The sequence below is a fragment of the Labedaea rhizosphaerae genome (genome assembly GCF_004362825.1).
GTDB classification, from domain to species: domain Bacteria; phylum Actinomycetota; class Actinomycetes; order Mycobacteriales; family Pseudonocardiaceae; genus Labedaea; species Labedaea rhizosphaerae.
The window spans coordinates 1,195,958-1,212,098 of the sequence record NZ_SNXZ01000002.1 but is presented as its reverse complement, the minus strand read 5'-3'; the positions used below and the strand labels follow the sequence as shown (position 1 = coordinate 1,212,098).

Here is a 16,141-nt window from a genome sequence, read left to right as displayed (position 1 = left end):
CGGGCGCGGATTCGGCCATTTGGCCCTAGATTGTCCCGATGCTCGGCTCTCGGCTTCGGCTGGCGATCCAGCAGGACGATCTCGCCGCGGTGCGCGAGCTGCTCGCCGCGGGCGCTCCTGTGAACGACACGTGGTGGCAGGACTCGTTCCCGCTGCAATATGCCGCACGCCTGCACGGCACCGCCGTGTTGCGTGCCCTGCTCGACGCGGGTGCGTCCGTGCACCTCGCCGACCGCTACGGACGCACGGCGCTGCACGACGCGGCCGAGCACGGCGGACCCGAGGCGGTCTCGGTCCTGCTCGCCCGCGGCGCGCCGGTGCACACGGCCGCGGGCGCCGACCAGCCGCTGCACCGCGCCGCCGCCAAGGAAGTCGTCGAGTTGCTGCTCGACGCGGGCGCGGACCTGGAGGCGCTGGGCGACTTCGGCGCGACGCCGTTGCTGCGCGCCGCCGGTCACCCGAACCCGGCCGTGGTGCACACGCTGCTCGCCCGCGGTGCCGACCCGGCGGCCACCGACGACGCCGGAGCCGGCGCGCTGCACGAGGTCGCCACGGCCGAGGGCGCGGCGTTGCTGCTCGAGCACCTCGGCGCCGACGCCGTGGACCGGCCCGACGTCAGCGGCTACACCCCGCTGTGCGCCGCCGTGCAACGCGGGCTCGCCGACGTGGTCGACGTCCTGCTCGCCCACGGCGCCGACCCCGACCAGCGCCTGCAGTTCGGCGGCGAACCGCTGCTGCACCTCGCGGCCGCGGCGGGTGACCCGGCGATGGTGCGCGTGCTGCTCGCCCACGGCGCGCACCCCGAGTGCGCCGACCGGTGCGGCAACATCGCCTTGCACTGGGCGGCCGACGCCGCCACGGGCGAGCTGTTGCTCGAAGCGGGCCACCCCAACCACGTCCACGCCCGCAACGCGTCCGGCCAGACGCCACTGCACCGAGCCTGCGACGCCGCTCTGATCGCGCTGCTGCTGCGCCACGGCGCCGGCCCGCGCGTCGAGGACGCCAACGGTGTGACTCCGGCCGACGACGCCGCCGAGGTGCCGGGTGCGCTCGCTTTCCTTGTGCGCGAAGGCATCCAGGTCACCGAGGCGATGCTCGACGACGTCGTGGCGGGCGCGGCGGGGGAGCGGGCCTACCGGGCGGACGTGCGTGCGCTGCTCGACGCGGGTGCCCGCCCGAGCGCCACCGCCGCCCGCATCGCCGCCCAGCGCGGCGACGCATGGCTGCGCGCGGCGCTGGCCGACGCGGGCGTCCACACCGGCTCGCTGCTGCTCGACCCGGCCGACCAAACCGCGGTGCCGCACCAGGCCCTGGTCGTCCACCCGTACATGGCCGAGGCCATCACCGTCGCCGACGACCCGGTGCTGGTGCGGTGGTCGCTGGCCGAGGACCCGCCGCGGCCCATCGAGGCGTTCGCGGCGGGGGAGACGCGCTGGGCCGGTCACGCGGTGCCGCGTGCGCTCGCCGTCGCGCCCGACGGCAGCAAGCTGGTCGCGGTCGGCGGCGACCGGCTGGAGCTGCGGCCGTGGCGCGACCTCGGGGACGTCACCACGATCCGGCCCGAGGCGGGGGCGCGGCTGGTGACCGTCGAGCACGCCGGTGCGCGGATCGTCGTGTCCGCCGAACGCGGCGGGCCGCTGGTCTTCGACCGCGGCGGCACCCAGGTCGCCGACCTCGGCGCGCTGGCCGAGCGGTTCGGCGCGGACGTCTTCGCCGGCGCGTGGCCTGGTGGGGCCGTGCTGGTGGGTGATCGCGTCGTGTCACTGTCCGACGACGCGGGCCGGCTCACGCTGACCGGCACCGACCTCGGCGGCGACCAGCCGGTGCTGCGCTACCTGCACACCGACGACGAGGTCGGTTTCATCAGAGAACGGATGTCCTGCGTCGGCTGGCTCGGTTGCGCACCGGACGGTCGTTCGGTCGCCATGTGGGCCCACGCGCAGGGACGACCCGGGCACGGCGCGTTGGTCGTCGTCGACCCGGACGACGGCTCTTTGCGCTGGACAAGGCACCTTTCCGAGCCCGGCGAGCCGACTCACGCGACCGCGTGTTTCAGCGGGGACGGGCAGTGGCTGGCCGTCGGGCTGGGCCGGCGGATCCACTGGGTGACCGTCGTGGACGGCGCCCTTGGCGCGATTCACACCACACCCGGCCCGGTCCACGCCCTGGCCTGGGACCACACGGCGAACGGCCTGCTCGTGGCCGGCGGAGCCGGGTTGCACCGCTCACCCGCTGTTGATCATGGACCGAATGCGTGATTACGCTGCGCAATTGACGGGACCCGCGTTGTCCTGTGGCATCGGAAGTCGGTAACGTCGCGGCACCGATCCAGAAAACCCCACCCCACCGGAGGAAATCGTGGCCCTTCCCCAGCTGACCGAGGAGCAGCGGGCCGCAGCGCTGGAGAAGGCGGCTGCCGCCCGTCGCGCGCGCGCCGAGCTCAAGGAGCGCCTGAAGCGAGGCGGCACCACCCTCAAAGAGGTGCTGACCCAGTCCGACAGCGACGAGGTTCTGGGCAAGATGAAGGTCACCGCGCTTCTCGAGGCCCTCCCGGGCGTCGGCAAGGTGCGCGCCCAGCAAATCATCGAGCGCCTCGAAATCGCCCCCAGCCGCCGTTTGCGCGGTCTCGGCGAGCGCCAGCGCAAGGCGCTGCTCGCCGAATTCGGCGGCGAATGAACAACGGAATCACAAGCGGTGAGCCGGGGCCGGGCGGCAACGTCCGGCCCCGGCTCACTGTCGTGTCGGGTCCATCCGGCGTCGGCAAGTCGACTGTCGTCCGCGAGCTGTGCCGGTTGGACCCGAACATTTATCTGAGCGTTTCCGTCACGACCCGCGCGCCGCGCCCCGGCGAGGCGCACGGCGACCACTACCACTTCATCGACCAGGCCCGTTACGACGAGATGGTCGAGCACAAGGAATTGCTCGAGCACGCGCACTACGCGGGCAACAACTACGGCACCCCGCGTGAGCCGATCGAGCGCGCGCTCGCCGATGGCCGGCCCGCCGTGCTGGAGATCGAACTGCAGGGTGCGCGCCAGATCCGCCGGTCGATGCCCGACGCGCAGCTGGTGATGCTGGTGCCCCCGTCGTGGCAGGAGCTGGTCGACCGGCTGACCGGCCGCGGCACCGAGGACCCGGCCAAGGTGGCCCGCCGGCTCGCCGTCGCCAAGGAGGAACTGGCGGCCGAGGACGAGTTCGACGTGGTCGTGGTGAACGACGACCTCAACCGGGCCGCGCGGGAGTTGCTAACCTTGGTGGTTGGTACCGCCTCTTCTTCTCTGAACGTTCAGGAGCACACCGAGTGAGCACCCCCTCCCAGCTTGGCATCGACGCGTCCAACCTCGGCATCACCAACCCGCCGATCGACGACCTGCTGGACAAGGTCAGCTCGAAGTACGCGCTGGTCATCTACGCGGCCAAGCGCGCGCGTCAGATCAACGACTACTACGCCCAGCTGGGCGAGGGCCTGCTGGAGTACGTCGGCCCGCTGGTCGAGCCGGGCCCGCGCGAGAAGCCGCTGTCGATCGCGATGCGCGAGATCCACTCCGGTCTGCTCGAGCACACCGAGGGCGAGTGATCCTGGCACGATGACCAGGTGAGCAAACCCAAGGTCGTTTTGGGCGTGGGCGGCGGGATCGCCGCCTACAAGGCCTGCGAGGTCCTGCGCAGGCTCACCGAGAGCGGGCACGAGGTTCGCGTGCTGCCCACCGCGGCGGCACTGCACTTCGTCGGCGCCGCGACGTTCGAGGCGTTGTCCGGGCAGCCGGTGCACACCACGGTGTTCGCCGACGTGCCCGAGGTCCCGCACGTCCGGATCGGCCAGGAGGCCGACCTGGTGCTGGTCGTCCCGGCCACCGCGGACCTGATCGCCAAGGCCGCGCACGGCCTGGCCGACGACCTGCTCACCAGCACGCTGCTCACCGCGCGGTGCCCCGTCGTGCTGGCGCCCGCGATGCACACCGAGATGTGGGAGCACGCGGCGACCAGGGCCAACGTGGCGACGCTGCGTTCGCGAGGCACGGTGGTCCTCGAACCGTCCAGCGGCCGCCTCACCGGCAAGGACACCGGCAAGGGCCGGCTCGCCGACCCGGCCGAGCTCGTCGACCTGGCCCGGCTGATGCTGGAGCGCCCAGACGGGCTGCCCCGCGACCTCGAGGGGCTGCACGTCGTCGTGTCGGCCGGTGGCACCCGCGAGCCGCTCGACCCGGTGCGCTACCTGGGCAACCGCTCGTCGGGCAAGCAGGGCTACGCGCTGGCGCGGGTGGCCGCCCAGCGGGGCGCCCGCGTGACGCTGGTGGCCGCGCACACCGTGGCCATCCCCGACCCGGCCGGCGTCGATCTGGTGCACGCCGGGACCGCGGAGGAGCTGCGCAGTGGCGTGCTCGACGCGGCCGCGGACGCCGACGTGGTCGTGATGGCCGCCGCCGTCGCCGACTTCCGGCCGACTCAGGTCACCGAGCACAAAATCAAGAAGACCGATCACGATCCGGACCCGGTCGCGCTCACCCGCAATCCGGACATCCTGGCCGAACTGGTGGCCAAACGGGCGGCGGGTCAGACGATCGTCGGATTCGCCGCCGAGACCGGCGACGCCAGCGGTGACGTGCTCACCCACGGCCGCGCCAAGCTGGCCCGCAAGGGCTGCGACCTGCTGGTCGTCAACGCGGTCGGCGACGGCAAGGCGTTCGAGGTGGAGGACAACGCGGGCTGGTTGCTGGCCGCCGACGGCGCCGAACGGCCGATTGAGTTGGGGTCCAAGGCACGGTTGGCTACCGAGGTGTGGGACGCCGTTGTAGCGCTACGCAACCACGGTGCGACGTCAGTACGCTGAAAGTGCCATCCACCCAGCCGAGCGAGGATTTGTCGTGAGTGCAACTGTGAATCACCGCCTGTTCACTTCGGAGTCGGTCACCGAAGGGCACCCCGACAAGATCTGCGACGCGATCAGCGATTCGATCCTCGATGCGCTGCTGTCCAAGGACCCCCGCTCCCGCGTCGCGGTGGAGACCATGGTCACCACGGGCCAGGTGCACGTCGCCGGTGAGGTGACCACCGAGGCCTACGCCGACATCCCGGCGATCGTCCGCGATGTGATCCTCGGCATCGGCTACGACTCCTCGGCCAAGGGTTTCGACGGCAACTCCTGTGGTGTGAACGTCGCCATCGGCTCCCAGTCCGCCGACATCGCCCAGGGCGTCGACACGGCGTACGAGTCGCGGGTGGAGAGCGCCGACGACGAGATCAACCGGCAGGGCGCGGGCGACCAGGGCCTGATGTTCGGCTACGCGTGCACCGACACCCCCGAGCTGATGCCGTTGCCGATCGCGTTGGCGCACCGGCTGTCCCGGCGGCTGACCGCCGTGCGCAAGGACGGCGTGCTGCCCTACCTGCGCCCGGACGGCAAGACCCAGGTGACCATCGAGTACGCCGGTGACCAGCCGGTGCGCCTGGACACCGTGGTGGTCTCCAGCCAGCACGCCGACGGCATCGACCTCGAGCGGCTGCTCGGCCAGGATGTGCGCGAGCAGGTCGTGGCGCCCGAGCTGGAAGGCCTGAACTTCGACACCTCCGACGTGCGGCTGCTGGTCAACCCGACCGGCCGCTTCGTCATCGGCGGTCCCATGGGTGACGCCGGCCTGACCGGCCGCAAGATCATCGTCGACACCTACGGCGGCATGGCCCGCCACGGCGGTGGCGCGTTCTCCGGCAAGGACCCGTCGAAGGTGGACCGCTCGGCCGCGTACGCGATGCGCTGGGTGGCCAAGAACGCCGTGGCCGCCGGGCTCGCGACCCGCATCGAGGTCCAGGTCGCCTACGCCATCGGCAAGGCCGCGCCCGTGGGTCTGTTCGTCGAGACCTTCGGCACCGAGACCGTGGACCCGACGAAGATCCAGGCCGCGATCGCCGAGGTCTTCGACCTGCGCCCGGCGGCCATCATCCGCGACCTCGACCTGCTGCGCCCGATCTACGCGCAGACCGCGGCGTACGGCCACTTCGGCCGCCCGGAGCTGAACCTGCCGTGGGAGAACACCGATCGCGCCGAGGCGCTGAAGGCCGCGGCCGGCGCCTGACCACTCGCGCGGTGACCAACTAGCCTTGGTCGAATGCGTCCTGGCCCGTTCCGCTGGCTCTGGTACGCCTACGGCGGCAAGCTGCCGGAGCGGTGCCGGGAGTGGGTGCTGAACGACCTGACGTGCCGCACGTGGGTGTTCCGGCACCTGGCACGGGTGATCGCGCAGCAGCCCCTGTGGTTTGTCGTGCTCCTGCTGCCGCTGGAGTGGGACGTGCGCTGGTGGGCGTTCGCCCTGGCGGTGTCGTTGTCGATCTTCCTGTCGCTGTTGTTCACGGAGGACGCCTCCGAGCGCCGGGTGGTCAAGCACGGCTACCCGGCGGGGCTCGCCCGGGCCATCCGCGAGGAGATCCCGATGCCCGACCGGCGCCTAGTCGTCGCCCGCTACGCCGCCCGCTACCGCGGCAACGCCAAGTACCACGAGTAACCCCCGGGCGTGTCCCACGTTCCCGTCGGGCGTGTCCCCCGCTCCGACCGGGTGTGTCCCCCGCTCCCGCAGGGTGTGTCCCTCGTTCCGGCCGGGTGTGTCCCCCACTCACGACAGGTGAGTCCTACAAATCTGCACCCCTCGGGCCTGGCCCCGCCGCGAACGTGGGACACGCGCGCCGAACGCGGAGTCGCGTTTGTTTGCCCCGAAATCCGTCGCTCACCCCGAGACCAAGCCGCATCCAACCGCGGCTAGTGGGTTCGGTTTTACACGGGGCACGACGGCCCTGAACTCGCGCGGTGCGGGCGCCTCACCCCTGCCCGTTTTAGCGCCCGCGAGGGCCGTCGTGGGGGTCCCCGTGTCAAACAGAACCCACCCCACACGAACCCAACGTGCAACACACCCTGCGCGAACGTGGAACACACCCGGCTGAAACGGGGGACACGCCCGGCTGAAACGGGGACACACCCGGCCGGAGCGGGGGACACACCCGGCCGGAGCAGGGGACACACCCGGCCGGAACGGGGGACACGCGTCGTGGGTGCTTGCGCGGAGCCGGTACCGCACGTGTCCGTCGGCGTCCTCTGGTAGACCAGGGTCTGTGACCCGCGCGGTGCCGAAGTCCGGCAAGCCCGGCCGGGGCCAGCGCACTCCCGCGGCCACCCGGCCGATCGCGCGCGTGTGCGTGGATGTCCCGCTCGCCCACCTCGACCGGCTCTTCGACTACCAGGTGCCGGTCGAGTTCGAGGAGACGGCGGTGCCCGGCTGCCGGGCGCGGGTGCGGTTCGCGGGCCAGTTGGTCGACGGGTTCGTGGTCGAGCGGGCCGAGACGTCCGAGCACACCGGCCGCCTGGCCTTCCTGGAACGCGTCACCTCGCCCGAGCCGGTCCTCGGTCCCGAGCTGGCCGCTCTCGCCCGCGCGGTCGCCGATCGCTACGCAGGCGCCATGATCGACGTGCTGCGGCTCGCGATTCCGCCACGGCACGCCAAAGTCGAGAGCGAGGAGCCCGCCCCACCGCCAGAACGCAACGAGCCGCCCGACTCGACCGGCTGGCAGCGCTACGCCCGCGGCCCGGCCTTCCTCGATGCCCTCAAGGCCGGTCGTAACGCGCACGCCGTCTGGCAGGCGTTGCCCGGCGAGGACTGGCCGACGCGCCTGGCCGAGCTGGCCGCGACCGTGGCCGCCGAGGGCCGGGGGAGCGTGCTCGTGGTGCCCGACCACCGCGACCTCGCCCGCCTGCGCGACGCCTGCGAACGCCTCGCCGGCAAGGACGCCGTGGTCGCGCTCTCCGCCGATCTCGGCCCGGCGCGGCGCTACCGGGCCTGGCTCGCCGCCGAACGGGGCACGGCACGCATCGTCATCGGCACCCGCGCGACCGCGTTCGCGCCGGTGGCCGACCCCGGGCTGCTCGTGGTCTGGGACGACGGTGACGACCTGCACGCCGACCAGCGCGCGCCCTACCCGCACGTGCGCGACGTGCTGGTCCAGCGCGCCCACCAGACCGGCGCGGCGCTGGTCGTCGCCGGGTTCGCCCGGACCGCCGAAGCCCAGTTGCTGGTCGACACCGGCTGGGCCCACCCGATCGACGCCGGCCGTGACGCGGTGCGCGCCACCATGCCCCGGGTCACCTCGGTCGGCGAGCACGACGGGCAGCTCGCCCGCGACCCCGCCGCCCACGCTGCCCGCCTGCCCTCGATGGCCTTCGACGCCGCGCGGGCCGCCCTCAAGGCCGGGGCGCCGGTGCTTGTCCAGGTGCCCCGCCGCGGGTATGTGCCGTCGTTGTCCTGCGCGCAGTGCCGGGCGCCCGCGCGGTGCCGCCGGTGCGCGGGTCCGCTGGCGTTGCCGGTCAGCGGCGGTGAGGCGCGGCTGCCGAGGTGCCGGTGGTGCGGCGTCACGGAGGCGGCTTTTCGTTGTGCCACTTGCGGTTCGCGGCGGTTGCGGGCCGTCGTGGTCGGCGACAAGCGGACCGCGGAGGAACTGGGCCGGGCGTTTTCCGGTGTGCCCGTGCGGACTTCCGGCGCGGGCGAGGTGTTGTCCACAGTGGACGCGGAACCGGCGTTGGTGGTGGCCACCCCGGGCGCCGAGCCGGTGGCCGAAGGCGGCTACGGCGCGGTCCTGCTGCTGGACGGGTGGGCGTTGCTCGGCCGGCCCGACCTGCGTGCGTCGGAGGAGACGCTGCGCCGCTGGATGTCGGCGGCCGCGCTGGCCAAGCCCGCGGGCGAGGGCGGCCGGGTGGTGGTGATCGCCGAGTCGTCGATCCCCACCGTGCAGGCCCTGGTCCGCTGGGACCCGGCGTGGCACGCGGGCCTGGAATTGGCCGGCCGCACGGAGTTGGGCTTTCCGCCGGCGGTGCGCATGGCCTCGATCGACGGCAGCCCCGACGCGCTGGCCGCGGTGCTCGACGAACTGGAACTCCCCGACACCGGCGAGGTCCTCGGCCCGGTCCCGATCGAAGGCGACCCGGACGGCAAGGAACGCGCACTGGTGCGCGTCCCCCGCGCTCAGGGAAAGGCACTGGCCGCCGCTCTCGCCGCGGCCCAATCGGTGCGCACGGCACGAAAAGAGCCGGACCCGGTCCGGGTCCGGCTCGATCCGCTGGAGCTGATCTAGTGGTCGCGGTCGGTCATCGATTCCTTTCCTGAGGACTTTCCTGGGGAGAGCGCAGTCGCGACTCGGCCCGGGACAAGAGGGACTGAGCGTCGGACTCGGTCAGGTCCAACAGTGCCGCGACATCGCCGAGGGCGAGGCCCGCCGAGCAGGCACAGCTCGGCGACCTCCACTTCGGGCCCGGGCAGCGCCCGGACGGCCTCGGCGACCTTCCGCGTGCGCAGGTTCTCCTTGGTGGCCCCGGGCGGCATGCGACCCAACCACCGGGACCGGGCGATGTCGCCCGCGGTGGCGTACAGCCAGGGCAGTGCGTCGTCGCGGACGAGACGGATCTCGCCGGTCTTGCTCCAAGCCCGCGCGAACGTCGCGATCAGGAGGTCCTGGGCCTGGCCCACGTGCCGGTCAAGCGGTAGCCGTGGTTCCAGACCTGGTCGGCGTGCCGTTCGAACAGGATCTCCACGGCGATGTGGTCGCGGGCTGCAGGATCGGTCTCCTCGGAGCTGAGGCCGGTCACTTGCCTGGCTTGCCCTGGTAGAGCACCTTGCCGTCCTTGTCCTTCACGGTCACGGACACGAGCTCCGCGTAGGGGGTGAAGTCGTCGTAGTTCTCGGGCGTCGCCCGGGCGTCCGCGATGAACATGCCGTCGGCCACCTGCGCGGTGACGGTTCGGTGCTCACCGGTGACCGCGGTCATCGATGCCGCGTTCAGCGGAACCGAGCCGAACAGGATGTCTCGGTTCTCGTTGTTTCGAACGAGGAGCCGGTCTGCGATCGCGACCGCGGGCCGGTTTCCCTTCGGCAGTGCGGCCACGCGCAGCGCGCCGCCCGACAGACCGATGCTGGGGGTGCCTTCGCGACTGCAGGTCGTCACCTGCTGGAGGCCCCGGATCACCACGATGGCGTCGGTGTCGCCGGTGAGCATCGGGCCGGTCTGCCAGGTGTCGGGGTCGGGGAGGGGGTGACCCGCCTTCGCGTCGCGTTCGATGCAGGCGGCCACCAGCTTGCCTGCGGCCGAGGTGCGATCCGGTGCCGGCCCGTGGCCGGGGCGGTCGAGGACCGTCGCCGTGTTGTCGCCCGGGGCAGCGGGAAGGGCGGTGGGGTGCTTGTCCTTCGGCGGCGCCACGAACCGCTTGGCGAAGGGGTACTCCGGCATCCAGACGACCATGTCGTCCCCGGACCCGTAACCGAGGTTGTCCGGCCCGCCGGAATCCCTGTTGTTGCCAGTGGTGCCGCCCTCGTAGGCGTCCATCCCGTGCCAGGAGGGGTCGACGACGAGTCCCAGCACGTGGCCCGGCGTTTCCACCAGCACGCCGGTCTTCGTGCCGGGCACGTAGGCGGGGCGCGCGTCGAACTTGCTGAGCGTGACGCTGGTCGCGGTCACCTCGCAGAACACCGGGCGGTCGCCCACTCGCACGGCGAGGTCGGTGTAGCCGGCAGCCGCGATGTGCGCCACGACGCGCCAGTCTGCCTTCGCCGGGAACCCGCCGACCTTCTTCGATGCGTCGTGGCAACGCTGGGCGGCGATCTCGACGCCCTTCGTGTTGCCGGTGACCTTGCCCGACGCGGTGTCGGTGCCGTCGCCCCCGCCCTGCAAGGTCGTCACGGCCACGACGCCGCCCGCAACCAGGGCTGCGACGCCCGCGGCCACGGCGTACGGCGTGTTCGACCGACGAGGCTTCTCGTCCAGCTTCTCGCGCAGGTCGACGAGCATCTTGTCGCGGACTTGCGGCGGCAGCGAGCGCCGCGGTGGCAGATCAATCATCGGAGACCTCCAGGAGGGTGCGCAGGCGCGCCTTGGCGCGGGACACGCGGGATCTGATGCTCGGCTCGGCGAGCCCGAGCAAGGCGGCCGCGTCGGCGGTGGAGAGGTCGCCGAGCAGGCACAGCTCGACGACCTCCCGCTCCGACTTGGGCAGGGCCCGGACCGCCTCGAGCACGGCACGGACCCTGCGGTCGTCGTCGACCCGCCCGGCGACTTCGTCGGCGTGGTCGGGGCTGCTGTCCCCCGCGGGCACCCGGCGCAGCGCCCGGGTGAACCGGCCCGCGCGCCGGAACTCCGAGCGGGCGAGGTTGCCCGCCACGGCGTAGAGCCATGGGAGCGCGCTGTCGCGGACCAGCCGCACCTCGGCGCGTTTGCGCCAGGCCAGCAGGAACGTCGCCGAGGTGAGGTCCTCGGCCAGGCTCCACGCCCCGGTCAGCCGGTACGCGTGGTTCCAGACCGCCTCGGCGTGGCGTTGGAACAGCTGCTCGAAGGCGGCTTGGTCGCCGGTCGCCGCCCGGTCCCACAGGTCCGGGTCGCTCACCGGGGCGTCGGCCGGTGATCGGTCCATCGCCGGTCCCGCCCCCCGTTGTCGTATCGGGATTGTCGTCACGTCTGGAGGTGTCCGCAGCCACCTCGCGTGTTGCGTCGGCGGGGGCACCTAGACTGACATGGTTACGCACGCACGAGAGGAGCACCGTGACCGTCCAGCCAATCCGGCTCTTCGGTGACCCGGTGCTGCGCACCCCCGCGGCCGAGGTCGTCGACTTCGACAAGGAGCTGCGCACCCTGGTCAAGGACTTGTGGGACACGATGGAAGGGCAGGGTGGCGCCGGGCTCGCCGCCCCCCAGATCGGCGTGGGCCTGCGCGTCTTCACCTACCACACCGACGGGTTCGCCGGGCACCTGGTGAATCCCACGTGGACGGTGGTGGGCGACGAGACGCAGGACGGCGACGAGGGCTGCCTGTCCATCCCCGGCATGTACTGGCCGTGCGTGCGGCACAAGAACGTGGTGGCCGCGGGCTGGAACGAGCACGGCGAGCCGATCACCGTCGAGGGCACCGACATGCTCGCGCGCTGCATCCAGCACGAGACCGACCACCTCGACGGCGTGCTCTTCCTCGACCGCCTCGACGCGCGGACCCGCAAGCAGGCCATGAAGGAGATCCGCGCCGCCGAGTGGTTCGACGGCACGGTGCCCGTCATCAAGCAGAGCCCGCACCCGCTCTTCGGCGGGGCGTGAAGATGCGGCTGGTCTTCGCGGGCACCCCCGAGGTCGCGCTGCCGTCGTTGCGGGCGTTGCTGGCATCGCCGCGCCACGAGGTGGTCGCCGTGGTGACCCGCCCAGACGCGCCGTCCGGGCGTGGCCGGCACGTGGTGCGCTCGCCCGTCGCCGCGCTCGCCGACGAGCAAGGCATCGAGGTGCTGACCCCGGCCAAGGCGTCCGACCCGGAGTTCCAGGCGCGGCTGCGTGAGCTGGCGCCGGACTGCTGCCCGGTCGTCGCCTACGGCGCGCTGCTGCCGCAGTCGGCGCTCGACATCCCCGAACACGGCTGGGTGAACCTGCACTTCTCGCTGCTGCCCGCGTGGCGCGGCGCCGCGCCGGTGCAGGCCGCAGTGCGCGCCGGTGACGAGATCACCGGCGCGAGCACGTTCCGCATCGTCAAGGCGCTCGACGCCGGCCCGGTGTTCGGTGTGCTGACCGAGGAGATCCGCCCCGACGACACGGCGGGCGCGCTGCTCGACCGGCTCGCGGAGGCGGGCGCCGGCTTGCTCGTGTCCACTGTGGATGGCATCGAGGACGGGACGCTGCACGCGGTCGAGCAGCCGGCGGACGGCGTCAGCTACGCCCCCAAGATCAGCGTCGACGACGCGCACGCCGACTTCACCGCCCCCGCCATGGCCGTCGACCGGCTGCTGCGCGCGGTGACCCCCGACCCCGGCGGCTGGGCGTTGCTCGGCGAGGAGCGGATCAAGCTCGGCCCGGTCAAGCCGGTCGCCGCGGAAGCCGATGTCGACTTGAAACCGGGAGAGCTGCTGGTGCAACGCAAGCGCGTGCTCGTGGGCACCGCCACCACGCCCGTCGCGCTGGGCGAGGTGCAGGCGCCGGGCAAGAAGCGGATGGCCGCGACCGACTGGGCCCGCGGCGCCCGCATCGAGGCGGGGGAGCGGTTGCACTGATGGACCGACGACCTTCCCGCCCGCGCAACTCCGGCCCGCCCCGTGGCCGCAGGGAACAAGGCCGCCCACCCGCCGAGGACCCGGCCCGCCGGGTCGCACTCGACGTGCTGCGCGCGGTGCGCCTGGAAGACGCCTACGCCAACCTCGTGCTGCCGAAGTTGTTGCGAGAACGGCGGATCAGCGGCCGGGACGCGGCACTGGCCACCGAACTCGCCTATGGCACCTGCCGGGCCGCGGGGCTGCTGGACGTGATCCTGGCCGACTGCATCGAGCGGCCGCTGGCCAAGGTCGAGCCGCAGTTGCTGGACGCGTTGCGGCTGGGCGCGTACCAGTTGCTGCGCACCCGGATCCCGCCGCACGCTGCCGTGATGTCCACAGTGGACCTGGCTCGGGAGGAACTGGGCTCGCGCGTCGCCGGGTTCGTCAACGCCGTGATGCGCAAGATCACCCAGCACGACGAGGCCGAGTGGGTCGAGAAGCTCGCGCCCTCCGACGCGATCGGCGCGCTGGCGTTGCGGACCGCGCACCCGAAGTGGATCGCGCGTGCGTTCGCGGATGCCTTGGGCACCACCGGCGACGAGCTGGCACGGGCCCTGGAAGCCGACGACGCTCGCCCGGCCGTGCACCTGGCCGCGCGCCCCGGCGGGGTCAGCGCGGAGGAGCTGGCCGCGATCACCGGCGGCGACCCCGCGCCGTATTCGCCTTACGGCGTGCGGTTGGAAGCAGGCGCGGGCGACCCCGGCGACTTGGAGGCGGTGCGCGAGCACCTCTGCCAGGTGCAGGACGAGGGCAGCCAGCTGTGTGCCGTCGCGCTGACCCGGCCCCCGGTGGACGGCCCGGATGATCGCTGGCTCGACCTGTGCGCGGGGCCCGGTGGCAAGGCCGCGTTGCTGGGCGCTTTGGTCGACATCAACGGCGGCACGCTGGACGCCGTCGAGCAGGCACCGCACCGCGCCAAGCTGGTGGAGCAGGCGACGCAGGACTTGCCGGTGACCGTGCACGTCGCCGACGGCCGATCCTCGGGGTTGCCGTCGGCGAGCTTCGACCGGGTGCTGGTGGACGCGCCGTGCACGGGGCTCGGCGCGTTGCGGCGGCGCCCGGAGGCCCGCTGGCGGCGGCAGCCATCGGACGTCGGTGAGCTGACCAAGCTGCAGCGCGAGTTGCTGCACGCGGCCATCGATCTCGTGCGCCCGGGCGGCGTGGTGGCGTACGTCGTGTGCTCGCCGCACCTCGCCGAGACCGAGAGCGTGCTCGCCGACGTGCTGCGCCGCGAGAAGGTCGAGGCGCTGGACGCGCGGGCGTACTTCCCCGACGTGCCGGAGCTCGGCGATGGCCCGTACGTGCAGTTGTGGCCGCACCGGCACGGGACCGACGCGATGTTCTGCGCGTTGCTGCGGAAGCCCGAGTGAACCTGCAGTGATCCTGTCGTGATCCTCGGTTTGATCGCCTCCGCCGGCGGCGGGGTTGAGCGGCGGCTGCGCCCGGAGCTGGCCGAGCCGGCCGTCGCGCGTGGCTGGACGCTCGCGGTGACGTTGACGCCGACCGCGGCCCGCTGGCTGGCGGCGACGGGTGAGCTGGCGAAGCTGCAGTCGTTGACGGATCTACCGGTGCGCAGCGAGCCGCGCATGCCGGGGCAGCCCAAGCCGTATCCGATGCCGTCGGCGTTCGTGTTCGCGCCGGCGACGGCGAACTCGGTGGCGAAGCTGGCCCTGGGCATCGCCGACAGCCAGGCGTTGACGGCGGCGTGCGAGGCGGTCGGGGCGCGGGTGCCGATGGTCGTGCGGCCGCAGGCCGGGGATGCGCAGCGCGGTCATCCGGCGTTCGCGGGGCACGTGAAGGCGTTGCGCGAGGCCGGGGTGCTCGTGTCGGACGAGCCGCCGGAGGTCGGGTGGGAGCCCATGCTGGACCTGCTGGAGGGCCCGTGACCGAGCCGCGCGCCACGCCGATGTGGAACACGGGCGACCGGAACGGGGGACACACCCGGCTTGAACGTGGGACACGCGGGGGCCGAACGTGGGACACACCCGACGCGAGTGTGGGACACACCCGGCCGGAGCGGGGGACACGCGGGGTCGGACGAGGGGACACGCCGGGTCGGAAGAGGGGACACGCGTGGTGAGAGTCGCGATCATCGCGATGGGCGGGACCATTGCCATGACTCCGACCGCGGCCGGTGGGGTCGTGCCCGAGTTGAACGCCGACGACCTGATCGCGGCCGTGCCGGGGCTGGCCGAGCTGGACCTGGAGATCACCGCGCGCACGTTGCGGTCCCTGCCCAGCCCGTCCATCGGGTTCGCCGACCTCGTCGACCTGGCCGCCGCCGTGCGAGCCGAACTCGACGCGGGTGCGGTCGGCGTCGTGGTCACCCACGGCACCGACACCATCGAGGAGACCGCGCTCTTCCTCGACCTCACCGTCCCCGGCGACGCGCCCGTCGTGCTCACCGGCGCCATGCGCGCCCCCGCGTCGGCCGGCGCCGACGGGCCCGCCAACCTCTACGCCGCCGTCCGAGTCGCCATCGCGCCGCAGGCCCGCGGGCTGGGCGCGTTGGTCGTCATGTCCGACGAGGTGCACGGCGCGCGTTTCGTCCGCAAGACGCACACGAGCAGTACCGCCGCGTTCGTCTCCGCGCAGTTCGGGCCGTTGGGGTTCATGGTGGAGGGCGAGCCGCGATTCCGGCCCACGCCAAGGGTTCCGCTCACGTTGCCCGCCACCCCGGCGGTCGCGCGGCTGCGAGTCGGCCTCGTGACCATCGCCCTCGGCGACGACGGCGAACTGCTGCGCCGCGCCTACCCCGCCTGCGATGGCCTCGTCCTAGGTGGACTAGGCGCGGGACACGTGCCCGCCACCATGGTCGACCTGGTGTCCGAGGTCGCGGCCGAGATGCCGGTCGTGCTCGCCTCCCGCACCGGCTCCGGATCGGTGCTGCGCAACACCTACGCCTACCCCGGTTCCGAGCGGGACCTGTTGCGGCGCGGGCTGATCCACGCGGGCTTCCTCGACCCGGCGAAGGCCCGAGTGCTGCTCCAGCTCCTGCTCGCGGCGGGCACCGACCGCGACGGCATCTCAGCCGCATTCGCCCTCTACGGCTAGGC

Annotated in this window: 16 protein-coding genes; 13 read left to right on the top strand and 3 right to left on the bottom strand. The window is 72.7% G+C overall.

Annotated features, from left to right (window positions below; all coding sequences use genetic code 11):
• The first annotated feature begins 38 nt into the window (after positions 1-38).
• The 8 genes from EV186_RS14835 to EV186_RS14800 all read left to right on the top strand — a co-directional run bounded on the left by EV186_RS14835 (position 39) and on the right by EV186_RS14800 (position 9,108).
• A complete protein-coding gene (locus tag EV186_RS14835) occupies positions 39-2,258 on the top strand; it encodes an ankyrin repeat domain-containing protein (protein WP_133849790.1) in 2,220 nt (739 codons plus the stop codon).
• Between the two features lie 100 nt (positions 2,259-2,358).
• Positions 2,359-2,676, top strand: coding sequence for an integration host factor, actinobacterial type (mihF, locus tag EV186_RS39425; protein ID WP_133849789.1), 318 nt, complete (start codon positions 2,359-2,361; stop codon positions 2,674-2,676).
• On the top strand, positions 2,673-3,305 hold the full coding sequence (gene gmk, locus EV186_RS14825; protein WP_133849788.1) for a guanylate kinase: 633 nt from the start codon (positions 2,673-2,675) through the stop codon (positions 3,303-3,305). Before mihF ends, gmk begins: the two co-directional genes overlap by 4 nt.
• Positions 3,302-3,577, top strand: coding sequence for a DNA-directed RNA polymerase subunit omega (gene rpoZ, locus EV186_RS14820; protein ID WP_133849787.1), 276 nt, complete (start codon positions 3,302-3,304; stop codon positions 3,575-3,577). The genes gmk and rpoZ overlap by 4 nt, the downstream gene beginning before the upstream one ends.
• Before the next feature lie 18 nt (positions 3,578-3,595).
• Positions 3,596-4,831, top strand: coding sequence for a bifunctional phosphopantothenoylcysteine decarboxylase/phosphopantothenate--cysteine ligase CoaBC (gene coaBC, locus EV186_RS14815; protein WP_133849786.1), 1,236 nt, complete (start codon positions 3,596-3,598; stop codon positions 4,829-4,831).
• Positions 4,832-4,889: 58 nt separating this feature from the next.
• Positions 4,890-6,071, top strand: coding sequence for a methionine adenosyltransferase (metK, locus tag EV186_RS14810; protein ID WP_133850266.1), 1,182 nt, complete (start codon positions 4,890-4,892; stop codon positions 6,069-6,071).
• 33 nt (positions 6,072-6,104) lie between these two features.
• Entirely contained in the window at positions 6,105-6,497 is a 393-nt protein-coding gene (locus EV186_RS14805; protein WP_133849785.1) for a DUF5313 family protein, read from the top strand.
• Between the two features lie 601 nt (positions 6,498-7,098).
• A complete protein-coding gene (locus tag EV186_RS14800) occupies positions 7,099-9,108 on the top strand; it encodes a primosomal protein N' (RefSeq protein WP_243754042.1) in 2,010 nt (669 codons plus the stop codon).
• 367 nt (positions 9,109-9,475) lie between these two features.
• Here EV186_RS14800 and EV186_RS38915 read toward each other — a convergent pair whose 3' ends face one another.
• From EV186_RS38915 to EV186_RS14790, 3 genes are read right to left on the bottom strand one after another with little or no spacing between them, the layout of a single operon-like run.
• Complete coding sequence (locus EV186_RS38915) at positions 9,476-9,619, bottom strand: hypothetical protein (protein ID WP_166659178.1); 144 nt, start codon at positions 9,617-9,619, stop codon at positions 9,476-9,478.
• Positions 9,616-10,866 carry a hypothetical protein gene (locus EV186_RS14795; RefSeq protein WP_133849784.1) on the bottom strand — a complete coding sequence of 417 codons (1,251 nt, stop codon included), beginning with the start codon at positions 10,864-10,866 and terminating at the stop codon, positions 9,616-9,618. The genes EV186_RS38915 and EV186_RS14795 overlap by 4 nt, the downstream gene beginning before the upstream one ends.
• The gene (locus tag EV186_RS14790; RefSeq protein ID WP_133849783.1) at positions 10,859-11,434 is read right to left on the bottom strand and encodes an RNA polymerase sigma factor; all 576 of its coding nucleotides are present in this window, start codon (positions 11,432-11,434) and stop codon (positions 10,859-10,861) included. Before EV186_RS14790 ends, EV186_RS14795 begins: the two co-directional genes overlap by 8 nt.
• 128 nt (positions 11,435-11,562) lie before the next feature.
• On the opposite strand from EV186_RS14790, the gene def reads away from it, so the two are divergent.
• From def to EV186_RS14765, 5 genes are all read left to right on the top strand, one after another.
• Positions 11,563-12,108, top strand: a complete 546-nt coding sequence (def, locus tag EV186_RS14785; protein WP_133849782.1) for a peptide deformylase — start codon at positions 11,563-11,565, stop codon at positions 12,106-12,108.
• 2 nt (positions 12,109-12,110) lie between these two features.
• A complete protein-coding gene (gene fmt / locus EV186_RS14780) occupies positions 12,111-13,046 on the top strand; it encodes a methionyl-tRNA formyltransferase (protein WP_133849781.1) in 936 nt (311 codons plus the stop codon).
• Positions 13,046-14,455: an RsmB/NOP family class I SAM-dependent RNA methyltransferase gene (locus tag EV186_RS14775; protein ID WP_133849780.1), complete on the top strand. Its 1,410-nt coding sequence runs from the start codon at positions 13,046-13,048 to the stop codon at positions 14,453-14,455. The genes fmt and EV186_RS14775 overlap by 1 nt, the downstream gene beginning before the upstream one ends.
• An 18-nt stretch (positions 14,456-14,473) precedes the next feature.
• Positions 14,474-14,971 (top strand): flavoprotein, encoded by a 498-nt coding sequence (locus EV186_RS14770; protein ID WP_133849779.1) that lies wholly within the window; start codon positions 14,474-14,476, stop codon positions 14,969-14,971.
• Between the two features lie 187 nt (positions 14,972-15,158).
• Positions 15,159-16,139, top strand: a complete 981-nt coding sequence (locus tag EV186_RS14765) for an asparaginase (protein ID WP_243754041.1) — start codon at positions 15,159-15,161, stop codon at positions 16,137-16,139.
• Positions 16,140-16,141 lie beyond the last annotated feature (2 nt).

Coding starts and splice junctions, on each gene's coding strand:
- gmk (WP_133849788.1), top strand. CDS start 2,673: ATGAACAACGGAATCACAAGCGGTGAGCCGGGGCCGGGCGGCAACGTC.
- EV186_RS14835 (WP_133849790.1), top strand. CDS start 39: ATGCTCGGCTCTCGGCTTCGGCTGGCGATCCAGCAGGACGATCTCGCC.
- EV186_RS14795 (WP_133849784.1), bottom strand. CDS start 10,866: ATGATTGATCTGCCACCGCGGCGCTCGCTGCCGCCGCAAGTCCGCGAC.
- EV186_RS14805 (WP_133849785.1), top strand. CDS start 6,105: ATGCGTCCTGGCCCGTTCCGCTGGCTCTGGTACGCCTACGGCGGCAAG.
- EV186_RS14790 (WP_133849783.1), bottom strand. CDS start 11,434: ATGGACCGATCACCGGCCGACGCCCCGGTGAGCGACCCGGACCTGTGG.
- fmt (WP_133849781.1), top strand. CDS start 12,111: ATGCGGCTGGTCTTCGCGGGCACCCCCGAGGTCGCGCTGCCGTCGTTG.
- EV186_RS14775 (WP_133849780.1), top strand. CDS start 13,046: ATGGACCGACGACCTTCCCGCCCGCGCAACTCCGGCCCGCCCCGTGGC.